General features: G+C 38.1%; 15 protein-coding genes and 1 riboswitch. Of the genes, 3 read left to right on the top strand and 12 right to left on the bottom strand.

The genetic code is table 11. The features are described from left to right. Nucleotides 1–243: 243 nt before the first annotated feature. The 3 genes from nusG to rpmG form a co-directional block, all read right to left on the bottom strand. Complete coding sequence (gene nusG / locus AB3I42_RS00160) at nucleotides 244–789, bottom strand: transcription termination/antitermination protein NusG (RefSeq protein ID WP_010720157.1); 546 nt, start codon at nucleotides 787–789, stop codon at nucleotides 244–246. A gap of 99 nt (nucleotides 790–888) precedes the next feature. Further along, complete coding sequence (secE, locus tag AB3I42_RS00155) at nucleotides 889–1059, bottom strand: preprotein translocase subunit SecE (protein WP_010720158.1); 171 nt, start codon at nucleotides 1057–1059, stop codon at nucleotides 889–891. Between the two features lie 18 nt (nucleotides 1060–1077). Then, entirely contained in the window at nucleotides 1078–1230 is a 153-nt protein-coding gene (gene rpmG, locus AB3I42_RS00150; protein ID WP_002294578.1) for a 50S ribosomal protein L33, read from the bottom strand. Nucleotides 1231–1390: 160 nt separating this feature from the next. Between rpmG and cbpA the strand changes: the two genes are divergently transcribed. Next, nucleotides 1391–2032, top strand: a complete 642-nt coding sequence (cbpA, locus tag AB3I42_RS00145) for a cyclic di-AMP binding protein CbpA (RefSeq protein ID WP_010738510.1) — start codon at nucleotides 1391–1393, stop codon at nucleotides 2030–2032. A 210-nt stretch (nucleotides 2033–2242) separates the two neighbouring features. Here the strand turns inward: cbpA and AB3I42_RS00140 are convergent, their stop codons facing one another. Next, nucleotides 2243–2746, bottom strand: coding sequence for a QueT transporter family protein (locus AB3I42_RS00140; RefSeq protein WP_010738511.1), 504 nt, complete (start codon nucleotides 2744–2746; stop codon nucleotides 2243–2245). A gap of 13 nt (nucleotides 2747–2759) precedes the next feature. Further along, nucleotides 2760–2806: riboswitch (PreQ1 riboswitch) on the bottom strand. 366 nt (nucleotides 2807–3172) lie between these two features. On the opposite strand from AB3I42_RS00140, the gene AB3I42_RS00135 reads away from it, so the two are divergent. Continuing rightward, nucleotides 3173–4150, top strand: coding sequence for a diacylglycerol kinase family protein (locus tag AB3I42_RS00135; RefSeq protein WP_010738512.1), 978 nt, complete (start codon nucleotides 3173–3175; stop codon nucleotides 4148–4150). A 426-nt stretch (nucleotides 4151–4576) separates the two neighbouring features. Here AB3I42_RS00135 and AB3I42_RS00130 read toward each other — a convergent pair whose 3' ends face one another. The 4 genes from AB3I42_RS00130 to AB3I42_RS00115 form a co-directional block, all read right to left on the bottom strand. Further along, nucleotides 4577–7192 carry an ATP-dependent RecD-like DNA helicase gene (locus tag AB3I42_RS00130; protein WP_306690204.1) on the bottom strand — a complete coding sequence of 872 codons (2616 nt, stop codon included), beginning with the start codon at nucleotides 7190–7192 and terminating at the stop codon, nucleotides 4577–4579. Between the two features lie 19 nt (nucleotides 7193–7211). Continuing rightward, nucleotides 7212–7868, bottom strand: a complete 657-nt coding sequence (locus AB3I42_RS00125; protein ID WP_081123489.1) for a histidine phosphatase family protein — start codon at nucleotides 7866–7868, stop codon at nucleotides 7212–7214. 263 nt (nucleotides 7869–8131) lie between these two features. After that, nucleotides 8132–8635: a tRNA (uridine(34)/cytosine(34)/5-carboxymethylaminomethyluridine(34)-2'-O)-methyltransferase TrmL gene (gene trmL / locus AB3I42_RS00120; RefSeq protein ID WP_010720164.1), complete on the bottom strand. Its 504-nt coding sequence runs from the start codon at nucleotides 8633–8635 to the stop codon at nucleotides 8132–8134. Between the two features lie 221 nt (nucleotides 8636–8856). Continuing rightward, the gene (locus AB3I42_RS00115; RefSeq protein WP_010720165.1) at nucleotides 8857–9714 is read right to left on the bottom strand and encodes a methyltransferase domain-containing protein; all 858 of its coding nucleotides are present in this window, start codon (nucleotides 9712–9714) and stop codon (nucleotides 8857–8859) included. Between the two features lie 140 nt (nucleotides 9715–9854). Here AB3I42_RS00115 and AB3I42_RS00110 point away from each other — a divergent pair, with 140 nt between their 5' ends. Next, nucleotides 9855–10493, top strand: coding sequence for a copper homeostasis protein CutC (locus tag AB3I42_RS00110; RefSeq protein ID WP_010720166.1), 639 nt, complete (start codon nucleotides 9855–9857; stop codon nucleotides 10491–10493). 104 nt (nucleotides 10494–10597) lie between these two features. On the opposite strand, the gene mgtE is transcribed toward AB3I42_RS00110, so the two are convergent. Genes mgtE through AB3I42_RS00090 form a run of 4 tightly spaced genes read right to left on the bottom strand, consistent with a single transcriptional unit; the run spans nucleotide 10598 to nucleotide 14354 of the window. After that, nucleotides 10598–11959 (bottom strand): magnesium transporter, encoded by a 1362-nt coding sequence (gene mgtE / locus AB3I42_RS00105; RefSeq protein WP_010720167.1) that lies wholly within the window; start codon nucleotides 11957–11959, stop codon nucleotides 10598–10600. Between the two features lie 17 nt (nucleotides 11960–11976). Further along, on the bottom strand, nucleotides 11977–12876 hold the full coding sequence (locus AB3I42_RS00100) for an RluA family pseudouridine synthase (protein WP_010720168.1): 900 nt from the start codon (nucleotides 12874–12876) through the stop codon (nucleotides 11977–11979). Nucleotide 12877: 1 nt separating this feature from the next. Continuing rightward, nucleotides 12878–13675 (bottom strand): NAD kinase, encoded by a 798-nt coding sequence (locus AB3I42_RS00095; protein ID WP_010720169.1) that lies wholly within the window; start codon nucleotides 13673–13675, stop codon nucleotides 12878–12880. Next, nucleotides 13653–14354: a GTP pyrophosphokinase family protein gene (locus AB3I42_RS00090; protein ID WP_034866094.1), complete on the bottom strand. Its 702-nt coding sequence runs from the start codon at nucleotides 14352–14354 to the stop codon at nucleotides 13653–13655. Before AB3I42_RS00090 ends, AB3I42_RS00095 begins: the two co-directional genes overlap by 23 nt. Between the last annotated feature and the right edge of the window lie 102 nt (nucleotides 14355–14456).

Here is a 14456-nt window from a genome sequence, read left to right as displayed (position 1 = left end):
TGTTTCTCCTTTCTAATTTGATCGATCCTCTGACTAGCATTCTCAATTTTCCACTGACAAATCGGCTCAAATTCCCAACCTATATTAGTGATTATTCGTGAACGACTTGAAAAAATAAACCGAAATATTGCAAAAATAGGTTAAACAATTTTTGCAAATCTCGGTTTCAATCTTTTAGTCGTGATGCTATCTGATTGTCGCATGGATTTCTATTTAAAAATCCATCCTCAGATAGTTGAATACTTAGTCGATTTTATCTACTTGTTCAAAATCAAGTTCAGTACTTGTTTCACGACCAAACATATCAATATTAACTTTTAGTTTTTCTTTTTCTTCATCTACTTCAGTTACTTGACCTTCTAAGCCTGCAAAAGCACCTTCGATGATCTTGATTACTTCGCCAACTTCGATCTCTAGATCTGTTTGACGAAGACTCATACCGATTGAACGTAAGATGTGACTTACTTCTTCTGGCAATAATGGAGCTGGCTTACTACCTGCACCATGTGACCCTACAAATCCTGTTACACCAGGTGTATTACGTACAACATACCAAGAAGCATCTGTCATAATCATTTCTACTAAGACATAACCAGGAAATGTTTTATGAACGATTTCTTTTTCTTTTCCGTTTTTTACTTCTTTCTCAGTTTCTTCAGGAACAACTACACGAAAAATAAAGTCAGCCATTTTCATACTTTGCGCACGTGATTCGATATTTGCTTTTACTTTGTTTTCATAACCAGAGTATGTATGTAGTACATACCAATTTTTTTCAAAAGATTCCATTAAAGGCTCCTCATTTCGTTGTAAAATAAAAAAACCCCAGTTTCCCGAAGTTTTTCTTCACGTTGATTATAGCACGATATCCTTGCTTTTACTAGCGACTTATTTTAGTAAGTAAGCAAATAAGCTTTGGATCGCTGTGTCCATTACGAAAAACATCACACCAAAGATAATTGATGTTTCAATGACAACTAGTGTGTCTTTGCGTAATTGTTTGCCACTAGGCCAAGTCACTTGTTTCATTTCATCTTTTACACTTTTAATGAATTTCATTGCGGGCCCTCCTGTCCTCTATTTTGTTTCTTTATGTAATGTGTATTGATTACAATATTTACAAAATTTATTGATTTCCAAACGTTCGCCACTTTTTCCTTCACTAACCGATTTGGTATAGTTTCTAGAACCACAAACGGAACAAGCTAATGCTGCTTTCTTCTTTGCCATCCGCTCCTACCTCCTCACTGAAAATCAAAATTATACTCATTTACAGTATCATGGAAAAGATTTTCTGTCAATTCGAGATTGAATAACCTATTGTTTTATAATTAATTATGATATGATTAATTTGAAATTAAGTAAAAATGAGATACATGGAGGTAACTTTATGCTACTAAAAACACTCGTATATAAGAAAAAAGATTTAACAACTGTCACAGAAACTAGTACCTTGGAAGAAGCCTTAGCGATTCTAGAATCCTCTGGTTATCGTTGTGTGCCAATTTTAGATGCTTCAGGAAATATTTTCCGTGGAAATATTTACAAAATGCACATTTATCGTCACAAAGCGAATGGTGGAGATATGACTTTACCCGTCACCCACCTCTTGAAAAATGCAACAAAATTCATTTATTTAGATACTTCATTCTTTAAAATATTTTTTACGATCAAAGAGTTGCCTTATATTGCTGTTCTTGACAATGACAATCATTTCTACGGTATTTTGACCCACAGTACATTGCTAAACATGCTTTCACAATCTTGGAGCGTAGAACAAGGCAGCTATGTTTTAACGATTGCTTCTACTGGAAAACAAGGAGATTTAGCTACGATCGCTAAAATCATCGCAAAACATAGTAGTATCGCAAGTTGCATCACTTTAGATATTGAAAAAGAAGAATACATCCGTCGTACACTGATCACGTTACCTGCACATACAGATCAAAAAGTTTGCGACACGATCGTGAACCATCTTGAAAAGAAAAATTACAAAGTGATCGAAATCGAAAATTTACAAAACCCTGAATAAATGTGTAAAGGATCAGTCAACTTTACGACTTTACGATAGAAAAAAACATACTAAGATTAGCGGATAGAATCAATAACGGTTGGTTCAATCCGCTAATTTTTCAGAAATAAAAACAGTAGCTAAAGATGAATTTCTTTTAACTACTGTTATCCCTTTTTATAAATATATTTTAACTGATTAACAGGTTTTCCTATATCTACCTATTGATCGCTATACTCTTTTTTCAAAGTCTAGGGAACGATCCAAGTAATACATCAATGGTGCAGAAATAGCCATAATGATGAACTCACTCAAAGCTAGCGTACCGTAAGTTGTCCAAAATGCTTGTCCACCAGTTGGTACCAACATGTACGCAATCAATCCCATACTAATTGTAAAGAAAAGCGTATTTAATGCTAATCTTATTTTGACATTCTTTACTTTATTTTGTAGCAAAGCAGTCAACCCCAATGAAATCAAGGTTTGTCCCCCACCATAGACCACATCTAATATACCAAAACCAAAAAATGCGTTATAGACAATGACGCCACCTAACACGCCCCAAAGTAATTTCCGGTTGAAGACTACTAAGTGATTCAAGCTTTCAGAAATACGAAATTGAATAGGTCCAGAAGAGACTGGTGCCACTAAAATCGTAAGTGCCAAATACAAAGCCATAATGATTCCATTTACTACAACGACCATCAATCGTTGGCGTTCCATCGTTTTTTGCATAAAATATTCCTCATTTCTCCTAGTTTTTTTAATGCGGGATGGTTGATGAACCGCAGCTGTCATAAGCAAGGATTCATTATAGCAGATATCCCCGCGATTTGAAACTGCTCCTACAAAAAACGTTCTCTAAATATAAGTCTTTTGCTTCCATGCTATTTATTCAAATCAGGGTGAACTTTACTTCTTATTTATGCACGGTGCTTTTTCAAAATTCCTCTTCTCTGCTATAATAGCCAAGGATAAAAAATAATGTTTGTTTTCTTAGTTTCGCTAAGACACAAACCATGTAAAATTAACGATAGAAGTTTCAGTTGCTTGTTCACTAAATGACTAAGCAAAAAATAGTTTGATCATTTTTTCTATTTTAATGAATGAGTGGAATGAGTGAGATTTACTCATCTTCTGAATCAGATGCAGGAGGTAAAAATGAATTTCCATTATTACTTATTGATCAATCCAGCTGCTGGAAGTGGTGCTGGTAAAAAAGTAGCAGAAAAAATGATTCCGCTATTTGCCGAAAAAAAGCTTCACTATTCGATCCAATACAGTGAGTATCCAGGGCATGATGCTAAAATTGCCGAAGAGTTAGCGAAAGAAACATTAGTTGAATGGACAGACGAACCACAAGAAAGCGAGTCTGAATTTCCCCTACTCGTGATCATCGGTGGTGATGGTACACTGCATCAAGTGTTAAATACCTTTTATCAACTAGATGTGGCATTTCCAGTAGCCTATATTCCCGCAGGCTCTGGCAATGATTTCGCTCGAGGGATTGGGTTACCTAGAAATGCCGAGAAAGCATTAGAAAATATCCTAAAGACGAACAAACCTCAAGAAATCAACCTCTTAACTTACGAGGAAAAAGTGAGTGACAAACAAGGTGTAGTAGTAAACAATTTTGGTATTGGCTTAGATGCGACAATCGTTCATGCTACAAACCACTCTACTTCAAAAACAAAATTAAATAAATATAATTTAGGTTCTTTTGCTTACCTATTTTCTATCCTACGTGTCTTTTTTTGGCAAAAAGGGTTTCCAATCTTAGTGGACATTGGCGGAAAACAAATCAGTTTTGACAAAGCCTTTTTATGTACTGCAACGAACCATCCTTATTTTGGCGGCGGTGTAGCGATTGCGCCGACAGCAGAAATTGCCAAACCAACGATCGATCTAGTTGTTGTCGAACGAGTGAATTTATTCAAAATCTTGGGAATCATCTTCTTATTACTACAGAAAAAGCAAATGAAATCAAAAAATTTCCATCATTTTACTACTAGCAGATTGCGCATACTATCAACTGTTCCTCAGTATGGTCAAGAAGATGGTGAAGATAGCCAAAAACAACCTTTTGATTTGCAATTAGCTACCAAAAAGCAACTGTTTTGGTGTAACGTGTCACATTGATTTTGCCTATTTTATATACATTTTCTTCCATGGGGAAGATAACCCCATAAAAAGAGCTGTAGATATTAAAAAGACCGCAAAAGTCAGACTTGTTGGGCTAACTTTTGCGGTCTTTATCTATCTCTTGGCTCTTAAAAAATAAGTAACATTCTCATTAGGAGCGATTCAAGTGAGCCTGAGCCAAAACTTGCCTCAGGCTCTTCTGCCTATCTCTAAAAACGGATAAACGGTGTTCAAACATCAGCTCCTTGAAATAAGCCTGAATTTTTCAAAACATGAGAAGCTGTTTCAAAAAATTCTTTCTTATTGTCATCAGAGCTACCCGATGTTTTCACGACCTCTTGCTAAACGGCGTTCAAGAAGCAACTCCTCAACAATAAGCGATGATTTTCTAAAATATGAGGAGCTATTTAATAAAATCCTCTCTTATTCGGAGCTAAACGCTTCTTTCACAGCCTCTTGCTCCATCCCAATCATTGGATCAATCCACTGTTTTTCAATCGCTTCGGTTGTTAAAATATATGTTTTTGGCAGTTGCTCTGTTGGTGCTTCTTCCATCACTTTTGATTCGACAGCCGTTTCGGTTGTGTCTTGTTCTACTGATAAAGTAAAGAGATCATCGCCAACATTTCCCTCCGTTGAATCTACGACATTTTCTTGAGTGGCTTGTTGACTTGTCTCTGTTTTTACGGAATGAGCAGTTTCTCCCGCCTTGGTATAATTTCCTTCTTCAAAAGGATCATTACCTACAAGGGAATCTTCATAAGCGACAAGCTTCGTCCGTGTAACAAGACTCATACTGTCATTTTCTTCGATCCGCTTCTTCAATGTCGTCATTCGACTAGCCGATTCATTCGCAACGCAGGTAACGTAAGCTTGTTCTTCCCCTAGTAGAATCAATAGTTCTTTACTTCTTGTGACAGCCGTGTAGAGAAGATTCCGTTGCAACATCCGTTGGTACTGATGAACCATCGGTAAAATGACCATCTTAAATTCGCTTCCTTGAGATTTATGGATCGAACAACAATAAGAAAGGGTGATTTTATTCCATTCATTGCGTTTGTAAGTCACTTCATTCGCATCAAATTGAATCACTAATTCATCCACTTTATCTTCTGAATCTTTCGCTAACACGATCCCCGTGATCTCACCCATATCACCATTAAACACATTGAGTTCAGGTGTGTTCACTAATTGTAATACTTTATCACCGATTCGATAAACAGTCTCATTCCAGTGGACTTCTTTCCGCCCTGCACCTCCAGGGTTAAAAATCGACTGCATCATTTTGTTTAACGCATCGATTCCAGCTGGACCACGGTACATTGGCGCCAAGACTTGGATATCTTGTGCAGTGAAGCCTTTATTTTTGGCTTTTTCAACAATCTTTGCGATTAAAGGTTCGATACTGTAGGCATCGCTTCGAAAGAAAGAACGATCTTTTTGATTTTGCAAAAAATCACTTGGTAAATGACCTTCTTTGATTTCATGAGCAAGGGGGATAATACTTGATCCGTCTCCCTGCCGATAAATTTGATTCAATTCCACTTTCGGGATTTGGTCAATTCCTAATAAATCATGCAAGACTTGTCCCGGTCCGACAGATGGTAATTGATCTTTATCTCCTACTAAAATCACTTGCATGTTGGTAGGGATGGCTTTAAATAGCGTATTAGCTAGCCATGTATCGACCATCGACATTTCATCGATGATCAACAACCCACCTTCTAATTCTTTCGTACTTACTGAAGGAGATTTTTCTCGACCATTCAAACCTAGTAGTCGATGGATCGTACTGGCAGGTAATCCTGTCGTCTCGTTCATCCGTTTGGCTGCTCGACCAGTTGGTGCAGCCAGTAGAATCGGAAAAATTTCTTGGGTATATTTGTTTGGATCTAATTCTAAGCCATTTAATTCTGCAAACAAGTTGACGATCCCATTGATAACTGTTGTTTTCCCTGTGCCGGGACCCCCAGTTAAAATAAATAAAGGTGACCGGATTGCTTCCGAAATTGCTTTTTCTTGCGATTCTCCATATTGGATACCAAATATTTTTTCAATTCGCCGAATGTTTTTCTGCACTTCTTTTTCGTCATAGTTGATTTCTTTTTTCCGACTAAGTAACCGTTGGATCGAGTTACCGATCCCCCATTCTGAGAAATACAGACTATTTTCATAGAGATTGGTTTCTTCTTGTTGGATCTTACCTTCTTCCACAAGTTGAATAATGACCGTCGCCACTTGATCAGGTTGGATCTCGATTGGTCGACTGGTTTCCAAAATTTTGATTGTTTGTTGAAGAAGCGTTTCAGCTGGTACATATGTATCGCCAGTTTGAACAGCATGTTGAAAAATCTGATGTAAAACTGCAGCTCGAATCCGTCTTGGTGAATCAGCCGCGATCCCTAATTGTTCTGCAAGATTATCTGCTCTTTTAAAGCCGATCCCTTCCACATCTTCGACTAACTGATAGGGATTTTCCTGGATGATATCTAAAGCTTCATTTTTATATGCTTGATAGATACTAAAAGCTAACTGACTACCAAAGCCATAACGATTCAAGCCCATGATCACTTGATCCATCCCATGGTTCAAACGAATCGTCTCAACGATCATATCTCTTTTGGCCTGATTCAAGCCTGCGATTTGTTCTAATACGGACGGCTCTTCGATGATTTTTTCAATCGCTTCTTCACCTAGTTGCTCCACGATCTTCTCAGCTGTTTTCTTGCCAATCCCAGGAAATTTTTCACTGGATAGATAACCCACGATCCCGTTGACTGTTGTTGGTTTCTCCTGCTCATAGCGTTCAACCTTTAACTGTCGCCCATATTTAGGATGATCGACTAATTCGCCGTAAAAACGATAAAGCTCATTTTCTTGGATCTCACCAAAGCTTCCAGTGACCACAATTTCTTTTTCACGATAGTCAGCTGTTGTTTCAGTGAGCCGAACCAACAGTACTTTGTAAAAATTACTTGGATTTTGAAAAAAGATTGCGGCAACTGTACCAACAAAATAAGGCATTTCTTCTGGCTGCATCTTGCCGCCTCCTTTCCAATTAGAGTAATGGTTCTGGTTTTGTCTCTTTTCCTAAAAAGTCAATTTCGTTCCAAACTTTTAATTCATAAGACAACAAATTGTTGGGTTCTCCTGTTTCTAAAATCGTCAAACTACTATTATATAAGCCACCCATTTCTCTTAGTTGACTCAGTTTTTTTCCTGTCAACCATTGGATCGCCGCAGTTAATGATGCCCCATGCCCAACAAACAAGATCGGTCCATCATGTAAAGCAACGGCATCAGCCACAACTGTTTCAATACGAGTAATGGCACATTCGATCGCTTCTCCTTTAAAAGGTGTCGGATCATAACGATCTAAGTGGTTACGTAGATTGGGAAGGTTTTCCGGATATCGTTCGTACATTTCATCAATTGATTGACCTTCTAATTCTCCTAAACCCAATTCTCTTAATTTATCAGTATAAATAATTTCGACTGGATGCGCTAATTCCTGATTGATCCCTTCGGCTGTGTCACGGGCACGCTTAGCGGTACTTGAATAGATTGCTTTAAATGGTACATACTTCACTTTTTTACCAAATGCTTTGATTTCCTCATAGCTTTCAGGTAAAAGTGGTGAGTCGCCTTGGCTTCCTTGAAAACGGCGTTCGAGATTCCACTGTGTTTTTCCATGTCGGGTAAAATATAATTCCATTTATATCGGACTCCTTATAGGCTCATTTAGACAAAGATGATGCTACTATTTTATAAAATTTGTTCCTTAAAAACAAAGAACTCCTTCAATAAAAAGTCCTTGTGATTATTCGTATTGAATCAGAGCACTTGGAAAATGACCTCTTGATAAACGGTATTTTCCAAGTTGATTCTGTGCATTAAGTCTAAACCAAGTAAAACATGAAAAGCTGTTTTTCTTTGTTTCTCCTTAATGCTTGAATCAGAGCACTTGAAAAATGACCTCTAGTCTAGTTTATCATTTTCATAATGGTGCGTTAACTCTAAATTAGGAAATCCTTGTTGGCGCAATGCTTCATAGACGATCATTGCAGCCGTATTTGAGAGATTCAATGAACGGACATGTTCGTCATTCATTGGGATTCTTAAACATTTTTCTTCATTTTCACGCATAAATTCTTCAGGTAATCCTGTTGTTTCCTTGCCGAATAAAAAGAAATGGTCTTCTCCATCAGCAAAATTTTCGTCACTATATACTTTATGGGCAAACTTCGATACCAAATGAAGTTTACGTTCCCCTAAATAAGCCATAAAAGCATCTAAATTTTGATGATAGGTAATATTGACATCGTTCCAATAATCCAATCCTGCACGTTTTAGATGTTTATCATCTGTTGAAAATCCTAACGGTTCAATCAAGTGCAAGGGCGTGTTGGTTGCTGCACAAGTTCGGGCAATATTTCCAGTATTTGCTGGAATCAATGGTTCAAATAAAACGATATGGTTCATTAAGATCCATCCTCTCATCTATATGTTAACTAACTAGTAGTGATTTTGGCATAAAAAAAAACGTATCAACTCGGTGTCAGTCACTGCGAGTCGTTACGTTAGTGAAGCTCTTCTCACTAACTTTTATCAGAACAGGAACCTGATAAAAACCAATGAAAAAACAACTTGTCGTTACTATATCATCAACAAACTCTTTTTGCAACCTTTAGAAATGAATAATTTCATTGCAATCGTTTTCTCTTATTTCCTTTTAATAATTCTACGTCAATTGTAATCTTTTTCAAAGGATTCTGGTACACACGCTCTTTGACGTCTTGACTGACTTGCCATTCGAGCGGAGACATCGCTAACAAATCTTGCCGATTTTTTTCTGGGATATCAAATTCGTAAGTAACACGCCGACGTTCAGTCAATTCTAGGGACTCCGCAAACTTAGCCACCACTCGTTCATTTGAATACTGTTGTTTCTCAGGCTGGTCTGGATAAAACGCTTGGCGTAATTCTTTTAAATAATCTTGTTGCGGAACGATTTTCAAGACTTCCCCATCATCGGTTAGCACACGTTGAAATTCTTTATAGTGAGAAGGCGAAAAAATATTTAGAATCGTAGTAAATGTTTGGTCTTCAAAAGGAAGATTGGTTAAATCTGCTACACACCAAAACGCCTCGACCGGCTGAGCAGTAGCCGCATAAACACCTTCTTTAGAAAGATCAAAACCTACGGCCTTTTTCAACGGTTGCAGTCGTGCTAATTCATTTAAAAAGCTTCCTTCGCCACAGCCAACATCTAAGACCTCTGATCCCTGCGATACTTGTTGTGCTAACAAGTCGATCACAGGCTGATACATCCCTGCTTGGATCATTCTACGTCTGGGATCAAACATACTCTGATCATATTCCGTTTTTACCCCATGAGATAAAAAGTAAAGCGTGCCTTTTTTGGATAAGTCGAAGCGATGGTTCTGATGACAAACCAAACCGTTCTCAGTGACTGCTACTCCAGCATGGCAAAGTGGGCATCGGAACAACTGTTGATTTCCCTTTAAAAATTGGCGACCTTGATCAATTTTTTTTAACATTTTTTTTGCTCATTTCTTGTTTTAATCGTTGAATATTGCTTTATTCCCTTTTCATCTTACCGTTAGAAGAAAACTTTAGCAACTACAAAAAATATGGTACAATTTTAGAAGAAGAAGGCGAATGATAAAGGAGCAGGCAAATGATCAAAGAATTTTGTGCAGAAAATTATACTTCCATTCCTCTAGCAATTGCTAAGGGAGCGAACCGGATCGAATTATGCGATAACTTAGCTGCTGGCGGAACCACACCTAGCACCGGAGTGATCGAAGAAGTTTTAAGCTATGCCAATGAAAAAGAAGTACCTGTAATGACAATTATCCGACCACGAGGTGGCGATTTTGTCTACAATGATATTGAATTAAAGATCATGCATACTGATTTAATCGAAGCAAAGAAATTAGGTACAGATGGCGTAGTTATAGGCTGTTTGACTCCTTCAAATTGGATTGATGAAGAGGCAATGGAATTATTGATCGAAACCTCAGAAGGTCTACAAATCACGTTCCACATGGCTTTTGATTGTATCCCGCAAGAACGGCAATTTGAAGCAATTGATTGGCTGGTTGAACACGGTGTAGACCGTATTTTAACTCATGGTGGAGATGCGAACGCACCAATTGAAGCCAATTTTGACCATTTAAAAAAATTGATTGCTTATGCTGACGGACGTCTGATCATCTTACCTGGTGGCAAGATCGATTACAAAAATGCAGAACATGTTGCCAAAGAACTAGGCGTGAATGAAGTTCATGGAACAAAGATCGTTTCATTCGACTAAATTTTTTCTAGTAATAATAAAAACGTAAGAAGCAAGTTGATTACTTTGCTCCTTACGTTTTTTATTTTTATCACAGACTTGTTGCACCATCTCAAAAGGAATGGCTACATAAAATACCCCATAAACAATGAAGCGATGTTGAAATAGATCAAGACACTAGTCAAATCACTCAAGGTGGTAATAAAAGGACCACTAGCCACGGCAGGATCAAACCCTAAGCGATCCATCAACATCGGAATCAAGCTTCCTGCCAAGTTGGCTACAGTAATCGCAAATAACATGGCAATCCCAATTACAAAGCCTAAAATAAAGTTATGCTTCCAAATTCCTACAATCAAAAAGATCGTCAAGCCAGTGATTGCCCCTGTCACAAGTCCTGTGAGTACTTCAGCTAGAATCAAACGGACAAAACCAGCATCTTTGTCGTCAGAAACAGCCAAACGGCGAACTGCAACCGCCAATGATTGGGTGCCAGCATTCCCCGCAGTTCCGGTGATCAACGAAATGAAGACGGCTAAAATACTTGCTTCACTCACCAGTTCTTCGTAATGGCTGATCAACGAAGCCGTAGACATCCCTAAAAATAATAAGGTGATCAACCAAGGAAGACGTCTAGCAGCTGACTTCACGGGATTTTCATTGATTTCCTCAACATTGACCCCTGCCAAACCAGAGTAATCACTTGCAGCCTCATCATCAATAACATCAATAATATCATCAACTGTTACGATCCCCAGTAGATGGTCATCGTAATCTGTTACGGGTAATGCTAGAAAGTCATAATCACGAAAGGTTTGCGCGACATCTTCTTGGTCATCCCCCACATGGACGGATAACACACGTTCGCTCATCAAGTCAGAGATCATTGCATCATCATCATTAACGATCAAATCCCGCAATGAAATAACTCCAACCAATTGTTCTTCTTGATTGACGACATAGATATAGTAAATGGTTTCAGCTACATCTGCTTCGTTTTTTAAGACATACATCGCAGAACGAACCGTTTGATTCGCCACGATCGAAACAAATTCTGTTGTCATGATCGCGCCAGCTGTTTCATCTTCATAGTGTAACAACTCTTTGATTTCACTAGCATCGTCAGTAGTCATTAAACTTAAATATTTAGCGACTTGTTTTTTATCTAAGGTATTTAGCAAATCTACCGCATTATCGGTATACATCTCTGAAAGCATTTCTGCAGCATAACTCGGACGCATCTCAGCTAAATACTCTTTCATATATTCATTGTCTTCTTCAATCACATCAAACATATCTGCCAATTCTTTAGGAGATAAGTAGGAATAGATCAGTTGACGATCCTCTTCGTTCAGAGATTGATAGAATTGCCCCTGCTCGTAAATATGCATTTCCAGGAAACTATTTCTAAATTCCTGTAGGTTATTTTCTCTTAAATCCTGTAGTAACTGGGCAAATCGTTCCTCTAGTTCTTGATTTTCATCCAACTCTATCTCACCTCACCCTAACTTTCAAAATGCTGGAGAACAGTCGCCATATCTTTAGCCAAAGGCTGTTTAAATTCCAATCGTTCCTGTGTAAAAGGATGATCAAAACGCAGGTCGTAACAATGTAAAGCTTGTCTTGCTATTCCAAGATCCATACGCCCACCATACATTTCATCTCCTAATAGCGCACAGCCAATTTCTGAAAAATGAACTCTGATTTGATGGGTTCTCCCCGTATGCAGTTGGATATCTACCAAAGCAACCTCTGCGGTGTTTTTCGTTAACCAATATTCGGTTTGTGCGCTTCGCCCAGCTGTCGAAACCATCCGTTTCAGTAAAGAAGATTGGTCTCTCGCAATTGGAAGGTCAATCCAGCCGTGGGGTGCCAATTTAGTTATTTCGCCACTCACAAGTGCTTGGTATTTCTTCACAAATCGTTTTTCTCGAAGCTGTACATCTAACTTTGCATGAGCAAAGCCATGTTTGGCAAACAACATCAACCCAGAAGTATCCCGATCTAGTCTTGTCACCACATGAATGACTTGATTTTCGTAACCTTGTCGTTTGTAATAAGCTTTTACTCGATTAGCCATCGTATAGTTTGGATGATATTGTGCTGGAATCGAAGAGACGCCAGCTGGTTTATTCACAACTAAAAGATGTTCATCTTCGTAAACGATCTCGATCGGTGTTTCATCTAAAAGCACCGTTTCATGTTCGCCTTCTGCTGGAATGACAATCGTTACCTTATCATTGTACGATAGAGAAAACAAGACATTTTCAGTTTGACCATTTACTTTGATCTCGCCACCTTGAAATTTGATTTTCGCTAACAAACCTTTAGAAATTCCTTTTTCTTTTAAAAAATATTTTATCTGCTGCGGATGATTTTTTTCATACGTCCACACAAATTCCATGTTATCCCTCACCAATAAAGGAATCTTTTACACGATGCCAAAAATGCATATGGCGATAAGAAGCAAAATGAATTCGCTCTTTTGCAATGCGATAATAGATGGAACGAATATTCGATTCCTTAATATCCAATTGGTCGACTGTAACAAGATAATCCTCTGTATTTTCTAATTTGATTTCCAGCCATTCGTCTTGTGCGATGACCATAGGCGAACCGAGTGTACGAAAGACTCGATTATTTAATGAAGCAATTTCAGTTAACTGAAAGGCATTGATACTCGGATGAATAACTGCCCCGCCGATACTTTTATTATAAGCGGTTGAACCTGTTGGCGTAGACACAGCCAATCCGTCCCCTCTGAAACTTTCAAACAATTCATTTTTGATATATACATCGGCAACCATCGTCCGATTTGATCGTTTAATCGTGGATTCATTCAAAGCCAAGAAATGTTTTGCCGGCTTATCATCTAAATAACTGATCTTTATATCGAGCAAAGGATAACTTACACTTTGTTCTTGATTGGTCTGTAAGCTATTGACTAATTCTTCCAATTCATAGTCACGCCAATCCGTATAAAAACCTAAGTGCCCTGTATGGACCCCTAAAAAACGAACTTCATTTAATAGATGGCTATACTTGTGAAAAGCGGACAATAACGTCCCATCACCACCTACGGAAATCACTAAATCGGGGCGTTGTCCGTCGATTTGAATAGCCGATTGTGTCAAAAGAGCTTTCAATCGTTCGGTAACTTCAATTGTTTTCGCTTCTTGGTTATGAACGATCGCTACTTTCATCCGTGGCCTCCTCTTTTTTCTCTCGATTTAATACGGTACGATAGTAAACGTCATCTCGTTTTCCTCTACCATGGGAAAACAGACGTTGAGCTTCTTGGATTTCTTCCCGAATATTGGACATTTCTTCGTCCAATTGATAAGCCGCTTCTGCCGCACGTTGGAGTCTTTCACTCATTTCTTCAGGAAACACGCCTTGATATTTATAGTTCAATGAGTGTTCGATTGTCGCCCAAAAGTTCATAGCTAACGTCCGGATTTGAATTTCAGCTAAAATTTTCTTTTCGCCACTGATCAACTGAACAGGATACTCAATCACTAAATGATACGAACGATACCCACTGGCTTTTTTATTTGTAATATAATCTCTTTCTTGAATCACTTTCATATCTTTTCTTTTACGAATGATATCTACTACTTGGTGGATATCTTCTACAAACTGACACATGATTCGTAATCCAGCAATATCAGACATTTCTTCTTCTAAACGGCTCATCGGAATATGACGCAGCTGTGATTTTGTCACAATGCTATCGACTGGTTTGACTCGTCCAGTAACAAACTCAATCGGAACATGTCGGTTTTGTTCTCTGAATTGCTTACGGATCCCGCGTAACTTTACTTTTAATTCTGATACTGTTTGTTCATACGGTGCTAAAAACTCTTCCCAATCTCGTTCCATCGCTGATCCCTCTACTTCGTTAACATTCTTTTCTATTTTAACATATAAATGAAGTTTTTTTGTACCCCTCGGCTTTTTGTATTGACCAAAAAGGAAAAATTA

This window comes from Enterococcus sp. C53 (assembly GCF_040887425.1).
Lineage (GTDB): Bacteria > Bacillota > Bacilli > Lactobacillales > Enterococcaceae > Enterococcus_B > Enterococcus_B hirae.
Note: the sequence above shows the minus strand (reverse complement) of the source record. Positions and strands in the feature narration are given on the sequence as shown.

What these genes read in the sequence shown, in the direction of transcription:
- nusG (WP_010720157.1), bottom strand. Translation starts at nt 789, where the DNA reads ATGGAATCTTTTGAAAAAAATTGGTATGTACTACATACATACTCTGGT.
- secE (WP_010720158.1), bottom strand. Translation starts at nt 1,059, where the DNA reads ATGAAATTCATTAAAAGTGTAAAAGATGAAATGAAACAAGTGACTTGG.
- rpmG (WP_002294578.1), bottom strand. Translation starts at nt 1,230, where the DNA reads ATGGCAAAGAAGAAAGCAGCATTAGCTTGTTCCGTTTGTGGTTCTAGA.
- cbpA (WP_010738510.1), top strand. Translation starts at nt 1,391, where the DNA reads ATGCTACTAAAAACACTCGTATATAAGAAAAAAGATTTAACAACTGTC.
- AB3I42_RS00140 (WP_010738511.1), bottom strand. Translation starts at nt 2,746, where the DNA reads ATGCAAAAAACGATGGAACGCCAACGATTGATGGTCGTTGTAGTAAAT.
- AB3I42_RS00135 (WP_010738512.1), top strand. Translation starts at nt 3,173, where the DNA reads ATGAATTTCCATTATTACTTATTGATCAATCCAGCTGCTGGAAGTGGT.
- AB3I42_RS00130 (WP_306690204.1), bottom strand. Translation starts at nt 7,192, where the DNA reads ATGCAGCCAGAAGAAATGCCTTATTTTGTTGGTACAGTTGCCGCAATC.
- AB3I42_RS00125 (WP_081123489.1), bottom strand. Translation starts at nt 7,868, where the DNA reads ATGGAATTATATTTTACCCGACATGGAAAAACACAGTGGAATCTCGAA.
- trmL (WP_010720164.1), bottom strand. Translation starts at nt 8,635, where the DNA reads ATGAACCATATCGTTTTATTTGAACCATTGATTCCAGCAAATACTGGA.
- AB3I42_RS00115 (WP_010720165.1), bottom strand. Translation starts at nt 9,714, where the DNA reads ATGTTAAAAAAAATTGATCAAGGTCGCCAATTTTTAAAGGGAAATCAA.
- AB3I42_RS00110 (WP_010720166.1), top strand. Translation starts at nt 9,855, where the DNA reads ATGATCAAAGAATTTTGTGCAGAAAATTATACTTCCATTCCTCTAGCA.
- AB3I42_RS00100 (WP_010720168.1), bottom strand. Translation starts at nt 12,876, where the DNA reads ATGGAATTTGTGTGGACGTATGAAAAAAATCATCCGCAGCAGATAAAA.
- AB3I42_RS00095 (WP_010720169.1), bottom strand. Translation starts at nt 13,675, where the DNA reads ATGAAAGTAGCGATCGTTCATAACCAAGAAGCGAAAACAATTGAAGTT.
- AB3I42_RS00090 (WP_034866094.1), bottom strand. Translation starts at nt 14,354, where the DNA reads ATGGAACGAGATTGGGAAGAGTTTTTAGCACCGTATGAACAAACAGTA.